This window comes from uncultured Paracoccus sp., from assembly GCF_947496875.1.
Lineage (GTDB): Bacteria > Pseudomonadota > Alphaproteobacteria > Rhodobacterales > Rhodobacteraceae > Paracoccus.
In genome coordinates, this window is the sequence record NZ_CANMEH010000002.1 from 104,862 (window position 1) to 120,985 (window position 16,124).

The 16,124-nt window shown below is 68.7% G+C and carries 12 protein-coding genes; 5 read left to right on the plus strand and 7 right to left on the minus strand.

Annotated features, from left to right (window positions below):
* Nucleotides 1-2: 2 nt before the first annotated feature.
* Nucleotides 3-1,313, minus strand: coding sequence for a tRNA (N6-isopentenyl adenosine(37)-C2)-methylthiotransferase MiaB (gene miaB, locus Q0938_RS02770; protein WP_299358905.1), 1,311 nt, complete (start codon nucleotides 1,311-1,313; stop codon nucleotides 3-5).
* A gap of 431 nt (nucleotides 1,314-1,744) precedes the next feature.
* On the opposite strand from miaB, the gene Q0938_RS02775 reads away from it, so the two are divergent.
* Nucleotides 1,745-3,106, plus strand: a complete 1,362-nt coding sequence (locus Q0938_RS02775; RefSeq protein ID WP_299358907.1) for an aminotransferase class III-fold pyridoxal phosphate-dependent enzyme — start codon at nucleotides 1,745-1,747, stop codon at nucleotides 3,104-3,106.
* A 16-nt stretch (nucleotides 3,107-3,122) separates the two neighbouring features.
* Here Q0938_RS02775 and Q0938_RS02780 read toward each other — a convergent pair whose 3' ends face one another.
* A complete protein-coding gene (locus Q0938_RS02780) occupies nucleotides 3,123-5,309 on the minus strand; it encodes a ComEC/Rec2 family competence protein (RefSeq protein WP_299358909.1) in 2,187 nt (728 codons plus the stop codon).
* Between the two features lie 101 nt (nucleotides 5,310-5,410).
* Between Q0938_RS02780 and gltX the strand changes: the two genes are divergently transcribed.
* From gltX to Q0938_RS02795, 3 genes are all read left to right on the plus strand, one after another.
* On the plus strand, nucleotides 5,411-6,823 hold the full coding sequence (gltX, locus tag Q0938_RS02785; protein WP_299358911.1) for a glutamate--tRNA ligase: 1,413 nt from the start codon (nucleotides 5,411-5,413) through the stop codon (nucleotides 6,821-6,823).
* 48 nt (nucleotides 6,824-6,871) lie between these two features.
* Entirely contained in the window at nucleotides 6,872-8,161 is a 1,290-nt protein-coding gene (locus tag Q0938_RS02790; protein ID WP_299358913.1) for a citrate synthase, read from the plus strand.
* 81 nt (nucleotides 8,162-8,242) lie between these two features.
* Nucleotides 8,243-8,896, plus strand: a complete 654-nt coding sequence (locus Q0938_RS02795) for an SDR family oxidoreductase (protein ID WP_299358915.1) — start codon at nucleotides 8,243-8,245, stop codon at nucleotides 8,894-8,896.
* Between the two features lie 108 nt (nucleotides 8,897-9,004).
* Here the strand turns inward: Q0938_RS02795 and Q0938_RS02800 are convergent, their stop codons facing one another.
* The 4 genes from Q0938_RS02800 to Q0938_RS02815 all read right to left on the minus strand — a co-directional run bounded on the left by Q0938_RS02800 (nucleotide 9,005) and on the right by Q0938_RS02815 (nucleotide 14,124).
* A complete protein-coding gene (locus tag Q0938_RS02800; RefSeq protein ID WP_299358917.1) occupies nucleotides 9,005-10,498 on the minus strand; it encodes a carboxypeptidase M32 in 1,494 nt (497 codons plus the stop codon).
* A complete protein-coding gene (gene ctaA / locus Q0938_RS02805; RefSeq protein WP_299358919.1) occupies nucleotides 10,495-11,640 on the minus strand; it encodes a heme A synthase in 1,146 nt (381 codons plus the stop codon). Before ctaA ends, Q0938_RS02800 begins: the two co-directional genes overlap by 4 nt.
* Nucleotides 11,641-11,693: 53 nt before the next feature.
* Nucleotides 11,694-12,482 (minus strand): RNA methyltransferase, encoded by a 789-nt coding sequence (locus Q0938_RS02810; protein ID WP_299358920.1) that lies wholly within the window; start codon nucleotides 12,480-12,482, stop codon nucleotides 11,694-11,696.
* A 61-nt stretch (nucleotides 12,483-12,543) separates the two neighbouring features.
* Nucleotides 12,544-14,124 carry a lysine--tRNA ligase gene (locus Q0938_RS02815; RefSeq protein ID WP_299358922.1) on the minus strand — a complete coding sequence of 527 codons (1,581 nt, stop codon included), beginning with the start codon at nucleotides 14,122-14,124 and terminating at the stop codon, nucleotides 12,544-12,546.
* 78 nt (nucleotides 14,125-14,202) lie between these two features.
* Here Q0938_RS02815 and Q0938_RS02820 point away from each other — a divergent pair, with 78 nt between their 5' ends.
* Nucleotides 14,203-14,625, plus strand: a complete 423-nt coding sequence (locus tag Q0938_RS02820; RefSeq protein WP_299358924.1) for a tellurite resistance TerB family protein — start codon at nucleotides 14,203-14,205, stop codon at nucleotides 14,623-14,625.
* 14 nt (nucleotides 14,626-14,639) lie between these two features.
* Here Q0938_RS02820 and Q0938_RS02825 read toward each other — a convergent pair whose 3' ends face one another.
* Nucleotides 14,640-16,124 (minus strand): D-alanyl-D-alanine carboxypeptidase, encoded by a 1,485-nt coding sequence (locus Q0938_RS02825; protein ID WP_299359589.1) that lies wholly within the window; start codon nucleotides 16,122-16,124, stop codon nucleotides 14,640-14,642.

Sequence of the window (16,124 nt, forward strand, 5' to 3'; positions counted from 1 at the left end):
GCTCAGCCCGCCAGTTCGCCGTGCAGGGAGTTCGCCGCACTGGCCTTGATCGTGACCTGCACCAGATCGCCGACCTGCGCCTGCGGCGCGTCTACAAAGACCGAATGCAGATAGTCGGACTTGCCGACCAGCTGACCCGGCAGCCGCCCCCGTTTCTCGAACAACACGCTCAGGCTGCGGCCGACCATCGAATCCTGCGCCGCCTTCTGCTGGCGGGACAGCAGCGCCTGCAGTTCCTGCAGGCGGGCGTCGGCGACCTGCGGGTCCACCTCGGCGCGATCGGCAGCGGGCGTGCCGGGCCGCGGCGAGTACTTGAAGCTGAATGCGGTGCCGAACCCCACCTGTTTGACCAGCCGCAGGGTCGCTTCGTGATCGGCATCGGTCTCGCCGGGGAACCCGACGATGAAGTCGCTGGTCAGCATGATGTCCGGGCGCGCCGCCCGGATGCGATCGATCAGCCGCAGATAGACGTCGGCCGTGTGGCGACGGTTCATCGCCTTGAGCATCCGGTCGGACCCCGACTGCACGGGAAGATGCAGATAGGGCATCAGCTGCGGGATGTCGCGATGGGCGGCGATCAGGTCGTCGCGCATGTCGTTGGGGTGGCTGGTCGTATAGCGGATCCGGTCCAGCCCAGGGATCGCGGCAAGCTGCCCGATCAGATCGCCCAGCCCGGTCGCGCCCTCGCCGTGCCAGGCGTTGACGTTCTGACCCAGCAGCGTGATCTCGCGCACCCCGCGCGCGACCAGGTCGCGTGCCTCGGCCAGGATCCGCGCGGCGGGGCGGCTGTTCTCGGCCCCCCGTGTATAGGGCACGACGCAGAAGGCGCAGAACTTGTCGCAGCCTTCCTGAACGGTCAGGAACGCCGCCGGCGCGCGGCGGGTGGCGGGGCGTTCGGGCAGATGGTCAAACTTGTCCTCGGCCGGGAAATCGGTGTCGACGGCCGGACCCTCCCCGCGCGCCATCGCCGGCAGCCGGTGATAGGCCTGCGGGCCGACGACCAGGTCGACCAGCGGCATCCGCCGGATGATCTCGTCCCCTTCGGCCTGCGCCACGCAGCCCGCCACGCCGATCTTCAGGTCGGGCCGCCCGGCCTTCAGCGGCTTCAGCCGCCCCAGATCCGAATACAGCTTCTCGGCGGCCTTCTCGCGGATATGGCAGGTGTTCAGCAGCACCATGTCCGCATCTTCGGGGCGGTCGGTCTCGACATACCCTTCGGCACCCATGGCCTCGGCCATGCGCTGGCTGTCATAGACGTTCATCTGACACCCGTAGGTCTTGATGAACAGCCGCTTGGTGGGGTGAGAGGTCATGACAGTCCGGAACCGATGCACAGGGCGGTTCCATAGCAGGTGCGCCCCCGTTGCGAAAGCGGCCGCATGGGACGCCGTCACCGCTGACCGCGATTTCCCGGCGCAGACAACATGAACAAATAGACATATTCCCCGGCAGTGCCGCTGCGGCTAGGTTCGTCCCTGTTGTCGAGTACGGGCCCTCAGTCCCTTGTTGCCTGTTGTCGGGGCGATTGGTCGCGCCACGCCCCGCACCCATCCGGCCGGCGGTTTTCGTCGGCCGGATGGGATGCAGGGGCGGCCGCAAACCGCGCGCCGTGCTGTCGTCCTGTCGAGTTGCGGACCCTGTCCCGCCGCGTCGCTGATCCCCCTGCCTGCGACGTGCCGACGGCACGTTGAACCCCCCTGCCCTGATCGTTAGCGTGCCCGCGACCCGAGCAGGAGAGCATGACATGGACGACAGGACCTGGGCAGCACGCGCCGCACAACATTCGATGTACGGCTTCACCGACCTGCCCAGCGTCGAGCGTCGCGGCACGATCGTGCTGACCCGCGGCGAAGGTCCCTATGTGTTCGACACCGAGGGGCGGCGCTGGCTGGATGCGAACTCCGGCCTGTGGAACATGGTCGCCGGCTTCGACCACCCCGGCCTGATCGCCGCGGCCAAGGCGCAGTACGACCGCTTTCCCGGCTATCACGCCTTTTTCGGCCGCATGTCGGACCAGACCGTCATGCTGTCGGAAAAGCTTGTCGAGGTCTCGCCCTTCCCCCGAGGCAAGGTGTTCTACACCAACTCGGGGTCCGAGGCGAACGACACCATGGTCAAGATGCTGTGGTTCCTGCACCGGGCCGAGGGGAACCCGAACCGGCGCAAGATCCTGACCCGCTGGAATGCCTATCACGGGGTCACGGTCGTGTCCGCCAGCATGACCGGCAAGCCCTACAACGAAGTGTTCGGCCTGCCACTGCCGGGCTTCATCCACCTGACCTGCCCGCATCACTGGCGCTATGGCGAAGCAGGCGAGTCAGAGGCCGCCTTCGTCGCCCGCCTCGCCCGCGAGCTCGAGGAGACGATTGCGCGCGAAGGCGCCGACACCATCGCCGGGTTCTTTGCCGAGCCGGTGCAGGGTGCCGGCGGGGTGATTCCCCCGGCCGCCGGCTATTTCCAGGCCATCCTGCCGATCCTGCGCAAGCACCGCATTCCGGTGATCGCCGACGAGGTGATTACCGGCTTCGGCCGGACCGGCAACACCTGGGGCAGCCAGACCTATGATTTCGTCCCCGACGCGATCATCAGTTCCAAGAACCTGACGGCCGGGTTCTTCCCGATGGGCGCGGTGATCCTGGGGCCCGACCTGTCCGACCGGATGGACGCGGCGATCGCGCCGATCGAGGAATTCCCGCATGGCTTCACCGCCTCGGGGCACCCGGTCGGCTGCGCCATCGCGCTCAAGGCGATCGACGTGGTGATGAACGAGGGCCTGGCCGACCGCGTGGTCGCCGGCGCGCCGCGGATGGAGGCGGGGCTGCGCGAGATCATGCAGCGCCACGAAAATATCGGCGAACTGCGCGGCGTCGGTTACATGTGGGCCCTGGAAGCCGTGAAGGATGCCGGGACCAAGGAGCCGTTTCCCGGCGACCTGTCGGTAAGCGAGCGGATCGCCAATACCTGCACCGACATGGGACTGATCTGCCGCCCGCTCGGCCAGTCGATCGTGCTGTGCCCGCCCTTCATCCTGACCGACGACCAGATGGACGAGATGTTCGAGAAACTGGACGCCGCCCTGACCCGGGTGTTCGCCGAGATCGGCTGAAGGGCGCGGGCGGTCCCTATCGCGCCCAAGGGCGGCGGCCCGCCCTCTGCGCGGCGGTGATCCAGGTCAGACTGCCGTTCGACAGGTAGCCGGCGACCGAGCCGGACCGGCGCAGCCGGGTCAGGTCGAACAATTGGCAGTCCCCCCGCCGCTGCCCCTCGGGCGCCGCCACATCGGACACCACGATGACGCCATTCCGGCAGGCCGCGGCGATTGCCGCGGGAGCGGCCTTGCCCGTCAGGTGAACGAGGCCTAGCGCCTCGATGCGGGTCGTCCGCGCCCGGCGCTGGCCTGACCAGCCGGGCCGGGCCGCGGCGTCCGCGGCGCTGGCCATGTCGCCATCCGCCCTCAGCCAGCTATCCGCGATGAACGCATTCGCGGGCTTGGACAGCGCTCGCCCGGCCGCGGTCAGGACCCCGACGGCGCCGCCCCCGGGCGCGATCAGGACGTCCGGGCGCGGCGTGGTGACCCACAGCGCCAGTCCCAGCAGGGCCGCGCCAGTCCCGGCGGCGCCTCCCAGCCGCACAGTCATGGGGGCGCCGCGCCGCAGCGTCAGTACCGCCATCAGGACCCCGCCTGCCATCAGCGGGTAGGCCCCGGGCGGCGGCGACGGCACCGCCACCACCGCCCCGCCCAGCGCGGCGGTCCACTCGGCGACCGCCAGCATCCATCGGGTGCCCAGCCCCATCACCCATAGCGCCGGACCGGCCAGTCCGACCGGGGCCAGCACCGCCGCGATCACCCCGGCGGGCATCACTAGGGTTCCCATCACCGGAACGGCCAGCAGGTTGGCCAGCAGCCCGTACTGCGCCGAGCGGTTGAAATGCGCCGCGGCGATCGGCCCAGTCGCCAGTCCGGCAACCAGCGACGAGATCACCAGCATCGCAACGGGCCGCAGGATCCAGGGCAGCCGCGGGGCCATCCGCGCCCATGGTCCTGCAACCAGGATCAGCGCCAGCGTGGCGGCAAAGCTCATCTGGAACCCCGGCGTGACCAGGCCTTCGGGGTTGATGACAAGGATGATCGTTGCGGCCAGCGCGACGGTCCGCAGCGAGATCGCCCGACGGTCGGCGAGGATCGCGCCCAGCATCACCGCCACCATGATGAAGGCCCGCTCGGTCGGCACCCCGCCCCCCGACAGCCACAGATAGGCGCCGGCCGCCAGCAGGGCGCCGGCGGCCGCCATCTTGTGCATCGGCGGGCCGAGCGGCAGCGCGCCCCCGGCCTGCAGGCCGATCAGCCCCAGCCGCAGCGCCGCGTAGACGAACCCCGCCAGCATCGCCATGTGCAGGCCCGAGATGGACACGATGTGGTAGAGGTTCGACTGCCGCATGATATCGTTCGTGACCTCGGCGATCCGCGACCGGTCGCCGGTCAGCAGGGCCGCCGCGACGGCGCCTTCCTGTCCCCCGATCGCCTCGGCGATCCCCGCCGAGGCGCGCATCCGCAGCCGGTGCAGCGCCATCGCGCCGCGGGCGGGTGCCGGCGCGATGGTCAGGACGGGATTGCGCGTATAGCCGACCGCGCCAAGCCGCTCGAAAAAGGCGCTGCGCCGGAAATCGAACCCGCCCGGCTCGGCCGGTCCCGGCGGCGGGCCCAAGTGGCCCGTGGTCATCACCCGCTGGCCGATGTCGGGCAGCGGTCCCGGGTCCATCAGCGCCAGCCGGACCCGCGCCGGCGTCCGGGCCGGCGCCGTCCCCGGCAGGACGACCTGATCCAGCGTCAGGCGCATGCGGTCGCGGGCCGAGCGGTCGATCTCGACCACCCGGCCCTCGATGGCGCCGTAATGGCGCCAGGCCAGCACCGGCGCCTCCACCCGCTGGGCGCGGAGCCCGGCGAGGGCCGTTCCCGTGGCGATCAGGGCGACGGCAAAGCCGATGCCGCGCAGCCAAGTCGCGAGGTCCGGTCGGGCCGCGCCGTCGTCGGCCCAGCGGGTCGACCGGGCCGCCACCCACGCGGCGACCGCACCCAGCAGGGTCGCGGCCGTGTAGAATGCGGGGCCCGGGTCGGTCCGCAGCCCGAACCACGCGCCGATGCCGGTGCCCAGCCATACCGGCGCCCAGACCAGCAGGCCGGCGCGGGCCACGGCATCGGGACGCGCGCGCGCCGCGGCCGCGGCGCGCCTTCCCGCCGTCCGGCCTGTATCGGCCCGCCCTGCATCAACCCGACCGGCATCGACCCGGCCCGCGTCGATCGCCGCCACATCCTTGTCCTTTCCGGGCCGGTCCCGTATCTGTCGCCGCGACCCTAGCAGATGTGGTTTACCAGACGATTAACCCCCTGCGCCGCCAGCCCGGACCACCCATGACCCCAGCAGACCCGACCGCCCCGCCGCGCCCCGTCGTGACCCGGTTCGCGCCGTCGCCGACCGGCTATCTGCACATCGGCGGGGCAAGGACGGCGCTGTTCAACTGGCTCTACGCCCGCGGCCGCAACGGCAGGTTCCTGCTGCGGATCGAGGACACCGACCGGGCCCGCTCCACCCCCGAGGCGACCGCGGCGATCCTCAAGGGCCTGACATGGCTCGGCCTGGACTGGGACGGGGACCCGATCAGCCAGTACGCGCGCGTCGATCGCCACGCCGCGGTGGCGCGTGAGATGATGGAGCGTGCGGCCGCCTATCCCTGCTATGCCGCCCCGGCCGAGATCGAGGCGTGGCGGGCCGCCCATCCGAACCAGCCATTCGTCAGCCCGTGGCGGGACGCCGATCCGGCGACCCGCCCCGACTCCCCGTTCGCGATCCGACTCAGGGCGCCGCATGACGGCCAGACCGTCATCGACGATGCCGTCCAGGGTCCCGTCACGTTCCGCAACGACCAGCTCGACGACATGGTGCTGCTGCGCTCGGACGGGACGCCGACCTACATGCTGGCGGTCGTGGTCGATGACCACGACATGGGAGTGACCCATGTGATCCGGGGTGACGACCACCTGACCAACGCGGCCCGCCAGGTGCTGGTCTTCGACGCGATGGGGTGGACGCGCCCGGTCTTCGCGCATATCCCGCTGATCCACGGACCCGACGGCAAGAAGCTGTCGAAACGGCACGGCGCCGTCGGCCTGCACGAATACGCCGCCCAGGGCTACCCGGCTGCGGGGATGCGCAACTACCTGGCCCGGCTGGGCTGGAGCCACGGCGACGACGAACTGTTCGACGACGCGCAGGCCCGCGCCTGGTTCGACCTGGACGGAATCGGCCGCGCCCCGGCCCGGCTGGACTTCAAGAAACTGGAACATGTGTCGGGCCACCACATCGCGACGATGGATACCGCCGAGCTGCTGCGCGAGCTGCAGGCCTATCTGGACGAGATCGGCCAGCCGCCCCTGACTGCGCTGCAGCTGGACCGGATCGAGCAGATCGCCCCGGTCCTCAAGGAAAAGGCGAAGACCTTCCCGCAGATCATTGAACAGGCACGATTTGCCATGATCGACCGGCCCGTGGCGCCGGACGAGAAAGCGGCCCGGGCGCTGGATCCGGTATCCCTTGGCATACTGGAAGAATTGACCGCTGCGATGCAGAATGCTAACTGGTCGCGAACCGATCTGGAGGCCGTCGCCCACGCCGTTGCGCAGTCTCATGGCATTGGCCTCGGCAAGGTCGCGGCCCCCCTGCGCGCCGCACTTGCGGGCCGGACGGCGACCCCCAGCGTGTTCGATATGATGCTGGCGCTTGGCCGCAACGAAACGCTTGCCCGGCTGACCGATCAGGTCCGCTGACCCACGCACGAACCGGGCCCGACGGGCCGAGGAGAAAGGACTTCCTTCATGGCCGACAGAGCTGCCAAGCTGACCTTCGACGGCAAGGATCTGGAACTGCCGATTCTGGAACCGACCGAAGGTCCAAACTGCCTGGACATCCGCAAGCTGTATGCCCAGGGCCACGTCTTCACCTACGACCCGGGCTTCACCTCGACCGCCTCCTGCGATTCGACCATCACCTTCATCGATGGCGACCGGGGGGAACTTTGGTATCGCGGCTACCCGATTGAGCAGCTGGCAGAGAAGTCCCACTACCTGGAAGTGTGCTATCTGCTGCTCTACGGCGAATTGCCGAACCCGACGCAGATGCAGGATTTCGAGAACCGCGTCACCCGCCACACGATGGTGCATGAGCAGATGCACTATTTCTTCCGCGGGTTCCGCCGCGACAGCCACCCGATGGCGACGATGGTGGGCGTGGTCGGCGCGATGAGCGCGTTCTATCACGACTCGACCGACATCAACGATCCGGTGCAGCGCGAGATCGCCTCGATCCGTCTGATCGCCAAGATGCCGACCGTGGCCGCGATGGCGTACAAGTACTCGATCGGCCAGCCCTTCGTGTACCCGCGCAACGACCTCGATTACGCCGCCAACTTCCTGCACATGTGCTTTTCGGTCCCGGCCGAGAAATACGACGTCAACCCGGCGCTCGCCAAGGCGATGGACCGCATCTTCACCCTGCACGCGGATCACGAACAGAACGCATCCACCTCGACGGTGCGGCTGGCGGGATCGTCGGGCGCCAACCCGTTCGCCTGCATCGCGGCCGGCATCGCCTGTCTGTGGGGTCCCGCCCATGGCGGCGCCAACCAGGCCGCGCTGGAAATGCTCCAGCAGATCGGGTCGGTGGACAACATTCCCGAATACATCCGCCGCGCCAAGGACAAGGACGACCCGTTCCGGCTGATGGGCTTCGGCCACCGGGTCTACAAGAACTTCGACCCGCGCGCCAAGGTGATGAAGGAAAGCGCCGACGAGGTGCTGGACCTGCTAGGGATCGAGAACAACGAGACGCTGAAGGTCGCCAAGGAGCTGGAACGGATCGCGCTCGAGGACGAGTATTTCGTCGACAAGAAGCTGTATCCGAACGTCGATTTCTATTCCGGGATCATCCTGTCGGCGATGGGCTTCCCCACCGCGATGTTCACGCCGATCTTTGCGCTGTCGCGCACCGTCGGCTGGATCGCGCAGTGGAAGGAAATGATCGGCGACCCGCAGAACAAGATCGGGCGCCCGCGCCAGCTGTATATCGGCGCCGACCGGCGCGACTATCAGGACGTGTCGGCGCGCTGAGGCGCGATGAACGGCGGTTCGGGGCGCGGCATCCCGCGCCCCGTTTTCATGTGACGGCGACGGAACGGGCGGGGTCGGACGATGGACGGACAGAAGGTCGCGCTGGTGACGGGTGCCTCGCGCGGGCTGGGGGCGGCCTTGGCCGAGGGGCTGGGCCGGCGCGGCTGGCATGTCGTGGCCGTGGCCCGCACCTCCGGCGCGCTGGAGGAGCTGGACGATCGCATCCGGTCGGGCGGGGGCACCGCGACCCTGGCGCCGATGGACGTGACCAGGCCCGACGCGATGATCCAGATGACCCAGGCGCTGCATGGCCGCTGGGGCGGGATCGATCTGTGGGCGCATTGCGCGATCTACGCCGCCCCGCTGTCGCCCGCCGCGCAGACTGACCCCAAGGACATGGGCCGGGCCATCGACACCAATATCGCGGCGACCCACGGCCTGATCCAGCTCGTCGACCCGCTGCTGCGCGCCCGCCAGGGGCAGGCCGTGTTCTTTGACGATCCGCATGCCGGCGAGAAGTTCTATGCCGCCTACGGGGCGACCAAGGCCGCGCAGATCGCGCTCGCGCAAAGCTGGCAGGCGGAAACCGGCCGCATCGGACCCGCGGTCGTCATCGACCGCCCGGCGCCCATGCCGACCGCCACCCGCGCGCGGTTCCACCCGGGCGAGGATCGCGGCAGCCTGACCCCGTGCAGCGTCGAGGCGGCGCGGGTGCTCTCCACGCTGCTGGGGTGATGCAGGAGAAAACTGCATGAACCATGCGTGAACGGTGCATGAACATCGCAGGGTTCGGCGCCGGTCGGCCGCGGCGCGGCGTGACCCGCCCGGGCGGGCGTTCCGGTCCTACAGCTCGTAAATCTCGCCGAACTTGTCGTCCAGGTAATCCAGCAACGGCGCTTCGCTGACCGGCGCCCCGCTCGCCTGCTCGATCAGGTCGCGCGGGCGGTACAGGCTGCCATGGCGCTGCACATTCTCGCGCAGCCATTCCACCGCCGGTCCCGCGTCGCCGCGGGCCAGCATCTCGTCAAGCTCGGGCACGTCCCGACGCAGGGCCCGGTTCAGGCAGCCGGCATAGACATTGCCCAGCGCACAGGTGGGGAAATAGCCGAACAGCCCCACCGCCCAGTGAACGTCCTGCAGCATCCCGTTCGCGGGCCGATCGACCGCCAGCCCGAAATCGCGCAGGAACCGGGCGTTCCACGCCTCGACCAGATCGTCGGTCGCGAGCTTGCCGGAAATCAGGTCACGTTCCAGGTCAAAGCGCATCATGATGTGCAGGTTGTACTGCACCTCGTCCGCCTCGGTCCGGATATGGCCGGGAGCCACCCGGTTCACCGCCGCGTAGAAGGCGTCGGCATCGGGCGCCGACAGATCGCCGAACATCTCCTCCATGCGCTGGAACAGCCAGCCGGCAAAGGCGCGGCTGCGGCCCAGCTGGTTTTCATAGATGCGGCTCTGGCTTTCATGCACGCCCATCGACACCCCGCGTCCCAGGGCGGTAAAGGCGTAATCGGAATCCACGCCGAGCTCATAGCTGGAATGACCCACCTCATGGATGGTCGAATAGAGGCAGTTGAACGGATCGGATTCCACCACCCGCGTGGTGATGCGGCTGTCCTGCCAGCGGCCGGAACTGAACGGATGGACGGCGATGTCCATCCGCCCGAAGGTCCAGTCGTACCCGAACGCCGTCGCGCAGCTGCGGGCCAGCCTGATCTGCGCCTCCTGCCCGAAATGACCTGAAAGTGGCGCCGGGGTCCGGTCCGCGCCCAGCACCGCATCGCGCAGGGCTGCAAGCCGCGGCCGCATCCCCTCGAACAGGCGGCTGATCTCGGCGGCCGAAATGTCGGGCTCGTAATCCTCCAGCAGCGCGTCATACCTGTCGCCGCCGCCGAACCCCGCCGCAACGTAGGCTGCCGCCTCCTCGCGCTTCAGCGTCACCACCTCGTCGAGCGTCGGCAGGAAGTCCTCGGGCGCCTCTGCCGCCCGCGCGTCTGCCCAGATCCCCTGCGCCAGCGAGGTCACCCGGGCAAGCTCGGTCGCCAGCCGCGGCGGCACCGCGCTCGCGCGCCGGAAATCCCGGTCGATCAGCTCGACCATCCGCGTCTCTGCCGCGGTCGCCGGCCGGGCGCCGTCCAGCCATTCGCCGACCCGCGGATCGGTGCGCCGCGTGTGCAGGACCTCCTCCATCGCGGCGACTTCCTCGGACCGCTGTTCGGCAGCGCCCCGGGGCATCACGGTTTCGCGGTCCCACATCAGGCGCTCGGCCACCGAGGACAGCGCCTCGGTGCCGCGCTGGAATTCCATCAGCTCGGTCAGGGTGGTGGTGGCGCTCATCGGATCGTTCCCCTGACGCTGGTTTCATAAGGATAGCGGGCGTGGTGGCGGGCCCGGATGATCAGCACGAACAGTGCGACGGCGCCCAGCTGGTGGGCCAGTGCCTCGCCCATCGGTGCGCCGCGGATGATCGTGACGATCCCCAGCAGCATCTGCAGGGCGACGGCCGTGATCATCACGGTGAAGGCGCCGCGCGTGACGGGATGCGGCGAACGGCGGGCGCGCAACCAGACCACCACGGCAAAGACCGTCAGCAGATAGGCCACGATGCGGTGCGTGAACTGGACGGTGGCAGCATTCTCGAAGAAGTTGCGGATGCCCAGCTCGGCGTCCCAGATCGCGGCGGGTATCCATTCTCCGCCCATCTTCGGCCATCCGGTGTACTGCCGCCCCGCGTCGATGCCTGCGACCAGTGCGCCCAGCAGGATCTGCACGAACGCCAGGTGCATCAGTCCGGTCGTCATGGAAAACAGCTTGCCCTCGCCCGCGCGGCGGGCCCGCAGCAACTGGGACTCGGGCCGGCCGAGCTGGAACACGAACCATGCAATCGCCCCAAGAATGGCAAAGGCCAGGCCCAGATGAATGGCCAGCCGGTAGGACGCGACCGACGTCATCCCGGCAACCAGGCCCGAACTGACCATCCACCAGCCGATCACGCCCTGCAGACCGCCCAGCAACCCCAGGACCAGCAGGCGCGACGTCCACCCGGCGGGAATGCGGCTGGTCAGCCAGAAATACAGGAAGCCCGCGGCCCAGACGACGCCGATCACCCGCCCCAGCAGGCGATGCGACCATTCCCACCAGTAGATGCGCTTGAACCCGGCCATGTCCATGGTCGGGTTTTCTTCCTGGAACTGGGGGATCTGCTGGTACTTGGCGAACTCCTCGGACCAGGCCGCCTCGCTGCCGGGCGGCAAGGCGCCGACCACCGGCTTCCATTCGGTGATCGACAAACCTGACCCGGTCAGGCGGGTGGCGCCGCCCAGCACGATCATCGCCGTGACCAGCACGAACAGCATCACCAGCCAGACACGGATCGACATCCGCGCGCCGCGCGGACGCGCGTCGATCAGATTTCCCGCGGGCGCGGCAGGAACCGCAGCGGGTTCCGACACCTCCTGGAAGATGGGGCGCTTGGCCATGACGTGTCTCTCTGCAGATTGCGGCGCGACATTGGCTGCGCAGGGGGGAAAGGTCAATCTTGCGGGGCGTCCCGCGGATGATCGTCGGGGGTGGGCGGCTGTCCGCCCGGCGTGTCCCGGCCCCATGTCAGCTGCCGCAGCATCCCGTGCAGGATCTGCACGTCGCCCCGGGTCAGCGGCATCCGCGACCACATGTTGCGCAGCGTCAGGCGCATCGACGCAGCCTTGTCCGCAGGAAAGAAGAACCGGGCCCGTTCCAGCCTGCCCTCCCAGTGATCCGCCAGACGCTCGACCTCCAGCCGCGAGGCGGTGTCCTCTGCGCCCGATCGGCGCCCGTGCCGTGTCGGCTGGGACGGCAGCGTGTCGCGGCCCCATTCATAGCCCAGCAGCAGCACCGCCTGCGCCAGGTTCAGCGACGGAAACGCGGGATTGACCGGCACGGTGATGATCGCGGTGGCGCGGGCCACGTCCTCATTGTCCAACCCGGCCCGTTCGGGCCCGAATATCAGGCCCACCCGGTGTCCGGCGGCCGCGAGATCGCGCGCCTCGGCCATCGCGCTGGCCGGCGTGTGCACCGTCTTGGTGAGATCGCGGCCGCGCGCCGTCGTGGCGTAGGCGACGTCGATGTCGCCCATCGCCTCGGCCAGGCTGGGAAAGACGCGCGAGCGGTCCAGGACCTGTCCCGCGGCACCCGACGCCATGGCGACGGCGCGCGGGTTCGGCCAGCCGTCGCGCGGCGCGACCAGCCGCATGTCCGTCAGTCCGAAGTTCAGCATGGCGCGCGCCGCAGCGCCGATGTTCTCGCCCATCTGCGGGCGCACGAGGATCACGACGGGATGCATGGCGACGGCCGTTACCCCCGGCTGCCACGGGCATCAAGGGGCGCCGTGCCCCGTGGCGCAGTCACGCCGCCAGTTCGCCGGCCAAGGCGCGGTCGATCAGTGCGCGCGTCTCTTCGATGCCGTACAGCGCGATGAACCCGCCGAACCGCGGCCCCTGATCGGCGCCCAGCAGCACTTGGTAGAGGGCGGCGAACCAATCCTTCATCGGGTCGAATCCGTGGTCGCGCCCCACCGCGTAAATCTGGGACTGCAGGGCCTCGGGGTCGGCCGGTCCTTCCCATGCGGCCAGCCGCGCGGACAGGTCCGCGAGCGCCGCGCGTTCGCTGTCGCTCGGCGGTCGGTAGGTCCGAGTGGGCGCAACGAAATCGTTGAAGTAGCGCACCGCAAATCCTGCCGCTTCGTCCAGGTGCGGATGGGTCGCCGGGCTGGCCTCGGGCGCATAGCGGCGGATGAACCCCCACATCGCGTCCTTGTCCCGCGCGCTGGACACCGAGGCCAAGTTTAGCAGCATCTGGAACGGCACGACGAGATCCGATTGTGGCGGATTGCCGCCATGGATGTGCCAGACCGGGTTCGCCAGCTTCTGGTCCTCGGTCTGGCCCGGATAGGCGCGCAATTGCTGGTGGTATTCGTCGACCGCCTTGGGGATGACGTCGAAATACATCCGCTTGGCGGTCTTGGGCTTCTGGTACATGAAGTACGACAGGGTTTCGGTCGCCGCGTAGGTCAGCCATTCGTCGATCGACAGGCCGTTTCCCTTTGACTTGCTGATCTTCTGCCCGTTCTGGTCCAGGAACAGCTCATAGGTGAAATGTTCCGGCGGGCGACCACCCAGCACCGCGCAGATGCCGTCGTAGATCGGGGTGTTGGTGCTATGGTCCTTGCCGTACATCTCGAAATCGACGTCCAGCGCCGCCCAGCGCGCGCCGAAATCCGGCTTCCATTGCAGTTTCACATGGCCGCCCGTGACCGGCAGCGTCCATTCGCGCCCGTGCTCGTCATCGAACGTCACCTCGCCCCGGGCCGCGTCGACGTGCCTGATTGGCACGTAGAGGACCCGGCCGGTCTCGGGGTGGATCGGCAGAAAGCAGCTGTAGGTCTGCTGGCGCTCCTCGCGCAGCGAGGCGAGCATGATCTGCATGATCTCGTCATATTTTCGCGCCGCTTCGCGCAGCGTCTCGTCGAACTGGCCGGACCGGTAGAAGTCGGTCGCGCTGACGAACTCGTATTCAAAGCCGAACGTGTCCAGAAAGCGCCGCAGCATCGCGTTGTTGTGGTGGCCGAAGCTTTCGTGTGCGCCGAACGGATCGGGCACGCTGGTCAGCGGCAACTGCAGGTGCTGGCGCAGCATGTCGGCGTTCGGCACGTTGTCCGGAACCTTGCGCATCCCGTCCATGTCGTCGGAAAAACAGATCAGTCGGGTCGGGATATCCGAAATGATCTCGAAGGCGCGGCGCACCATGGTGGTGCGCGCAACCTCGCCGAACGTCCCGATATGGGGCAGTCCGGACGGGCCATAGCCGGTCTCGAACAGGACGTGGCCCTTTTCCGGGTCCTTCCGGTCGTAACGTTTGAGCACACGACGCGCTTCCTCGAACGGCCACGCCTTGGATTTCATCGCCGCATCGCGCAGGGTGCTCATCATAGCCTCGCTGTTCTGTCGGCGCCTGCCGTAGACGCGGGCGGGCGCGTCGTCAACAATACCGGGATTTGCCGCAGAATGCTCATGGACCTGCCCTCGTTTTCCCCCTGTGACGCGCTGGTGGCTGTCATGGTGGCTGTGTCCGCCTCGGACGAACGGATGCGGACGGCGGAACTGGTCGCCATCCAGCGCATGGTCGATCACACCCCCGTGTTCGCCAAGTACGACGTGGATCGGGTCCGCGCCGTGTCACAGGTCGTGATGTCGCTGTTCGAGGAAGAGGACGGGCTGGACGCGCTCTTCGGGCTGGTGCGCGATGCCCTGCCCGAAAAACTGTTCGACACCGCCTATGCGCTGGCCTGCGATGTGGCGGCCGCCGATGGTCGCCTGGGTGAACGTGAATGGCAGATGCTGACCGAGATCCGCCAGCAGCTCGACATCAACCGCCTGCACGCCGCCGCCATCGAGTTGTCAGCAGAGGCGCGGCACCTCGTCCTGTAAGCTGGGAAACCCGCTCAGTAACTTCCCGTAAGTGACTGGCGTTCGGTAGCGTTCCCGGATTTGCCGGCAGCATCCCGACTGGACAGACGCCAGAAGCGGTCGACCAGATCGCGCTGCAGGCGCTTGGACCGGATCGTCCAGGCGATGACGCCCTGCGGCTGTTCGGCCCCGTGGGTGGCCGCCCGTCGGGCGGCGTCGGCGGTCAGGATCGCAAAGCTGATCCCGTCCGGGCCGTAGCCGGCCAGGTTGGAGACGAAATTCAGGGTTCCGGTCTTGGCGCGGATGGTTCTGCCGCCGGACTGCGCCCCCAGCATGTCGGCCAGCGGATCGGCCCTGAGAAGGTCCGCCAGACCCGCTGCCCGTCCGGGCCCAGCAAGCATCCGCGTCAGGGATGCCGCACTGATCCGGCTGTCGGGCGACAGCCCGGAATGATCCGCGAACGCATAGCTGCCCGACACGTGCTGGGCGCGCAGCCAGTCCGCCATCGCCGCACCGGATGCCCGCAGGTCACCGGCCCCGCTGGCGGCCAGTCCGACGGCCTCAGCCGTCAGGTTCGTCGAATAGACCAGCATCCCGCGCAGGATCTGCTGCAGGCGCGGGCTCTCGTAGCGCGCGACCTCCTCACCTTTCGGGGGTAGGTCCGCCACTTCTGGCGTGGGCAGTGCAAGGCCCTTGGCCCGGCACAGCGTCTGGAACACGTCGCCGGCATAGAGTTCGGGGCGGCGCACGGGCAGCCAGCGGGTCCCCGATGGGCCAATCCCGCGGCGCGCCAGCGTCCACTGTTCGACCGGCCCTTCACCATCATAGGCGAACAGCGGCGTGCTGCGGTCATCGGGCCGAACGCGGGCGGTGTAGGCGGGCGGAGCCACCTTGCTGCCGCGGGCTGTCAGCGCCAGCCGCAGGTCACCCCTTCCCCCACGCCAGTCCAGGTGCACACGGTTGAAGTTCAACATCATCCCGGACAGCGCCGGGTTGTAGGGCAGGTGAACCGCCTGTCCGGGCGCAATCTGCTCCATCCGCGGCAGCGCCCCGCCCCAGACCTCGAACCGCGTCACGGGCCTGGCACCGACCGCCGCGGCCGTGTCCGCGGCCAGCACTGCCAGCGCGTCACTGTCCATCACCGGGTCGCCACCACCCTCCAGGATCAGTGTCTCGCCGTCCAGGCGGACCCGCGTCGCAAAGCGCTGCCCGGCACCCAGCCGGTGGAGCGCATAGAGCGCCGTCACCGTCTTCAGCGTGCTGGCCGCCGGCAGGGCGGTCTCGGCGGCGCGGGCATCCAGCAACGTGCCATCGGAGGCGAGCGCGGCGAATGCCACCTGTCCACCCAGCCGGGCGGCGTCGACCAGCTGCTGGGCGTCGGCCGGCGGTCGGCCACGCGGCCTCGTGCTGCTGCGTGGGGCCAGTGGCTCGCTGCCATCGAGGGCAACCGCTGGTCCGGGGTTCAGCACGCCCCAGCCAACGACACCGGCCAGACCTGCCAGAACCGCGCGCCTGTCCAT

What these genes read in the sequence shown, in the direction of transcription:
- Q0938_RS02790 (WP_299358913.1), top strand. Translation starts at nt 6,872, where the DNA reads ATGGCCGACAGAGCTGCCAAGCTGACCTTCGACGGCAAGGATCTGGAA.
- Q0938_RS02795 (WP_299358915.1), top strand. Translation starts at nt 8,243, where the DNA reads ATGGACGGACAGAAGGTCGCGCTGGTGACGGGTGCCTCGCGCGGGCTG.
- miaB (WP_299358905.1), bottom strand. Translation starts at nt 1,313, where the DNA reads ATGACCTCTCACCCCACCAAGCGGCTGTTCATCAAGACCTACGGGTGT.
- Q0938_RS02775 (WP_299358907.1), top strand. Translation starts at nt 1,745, where the DNA reads ATGGACGACAGGACCTGGGCAGCACGCGCCGCACAACATTCGATGTAC.
- Q0938_RS02815 (WP_299358922.1), bottom strand. Translation starts at nt 14,124, where the DNA reads ATGAGCACCCTGCGCGATGCGGCGATGAAATCCAAGGCGTGGCCGTTC.
- Q0938_RS02810 (WP_299358920.1), bottom strand. Translation starts at nt 12,482, where the DNA reads ATGCATCCCGTCGTGATCCTCGTGCGCCCGCAGATGGGCGAGAACATC.
- Q0938_RS02825 (WP_299359589.1), bottom strand. Translation starts at nt 16,124, where the DNA reads ATGGACAGGCGCGCGGTTCTGGCAGGTCTGGCCGGTGTCGTTGGCTGG.
- gltX (WP_299358911.1), top strand. Translation starts at nt 5,411, where the DNA reads ATGACCCCAGCAGACCCGACCGCCCCGCCGCGCCCCGTCGTGACCCGG.
- Q0938_RS02820 (WP_299358924.1), top strand. Translation starts at nt 14,203, where the DNA reads ATGCTCATGGACCTGCCCTCGTTTTCCCCCTGTGACGCGCTGGTGGCT.
- ctaA (WP_299358919.1), bottom strand. Translation starts at nt 11,640, where the DNA reads ATGGCCAAGCGCCCCATCTTCCAGGAGGTGTCGGAACCCGCTGCGGTT.
- Q0938_RS02800 (WP_299358917.1), bottom strand. Translation starts at nt 10,498, where the DNA reads ATGAGCGCCACCACCACCCTGACCGAGCTGATGGAATTCCAGCGCGGC.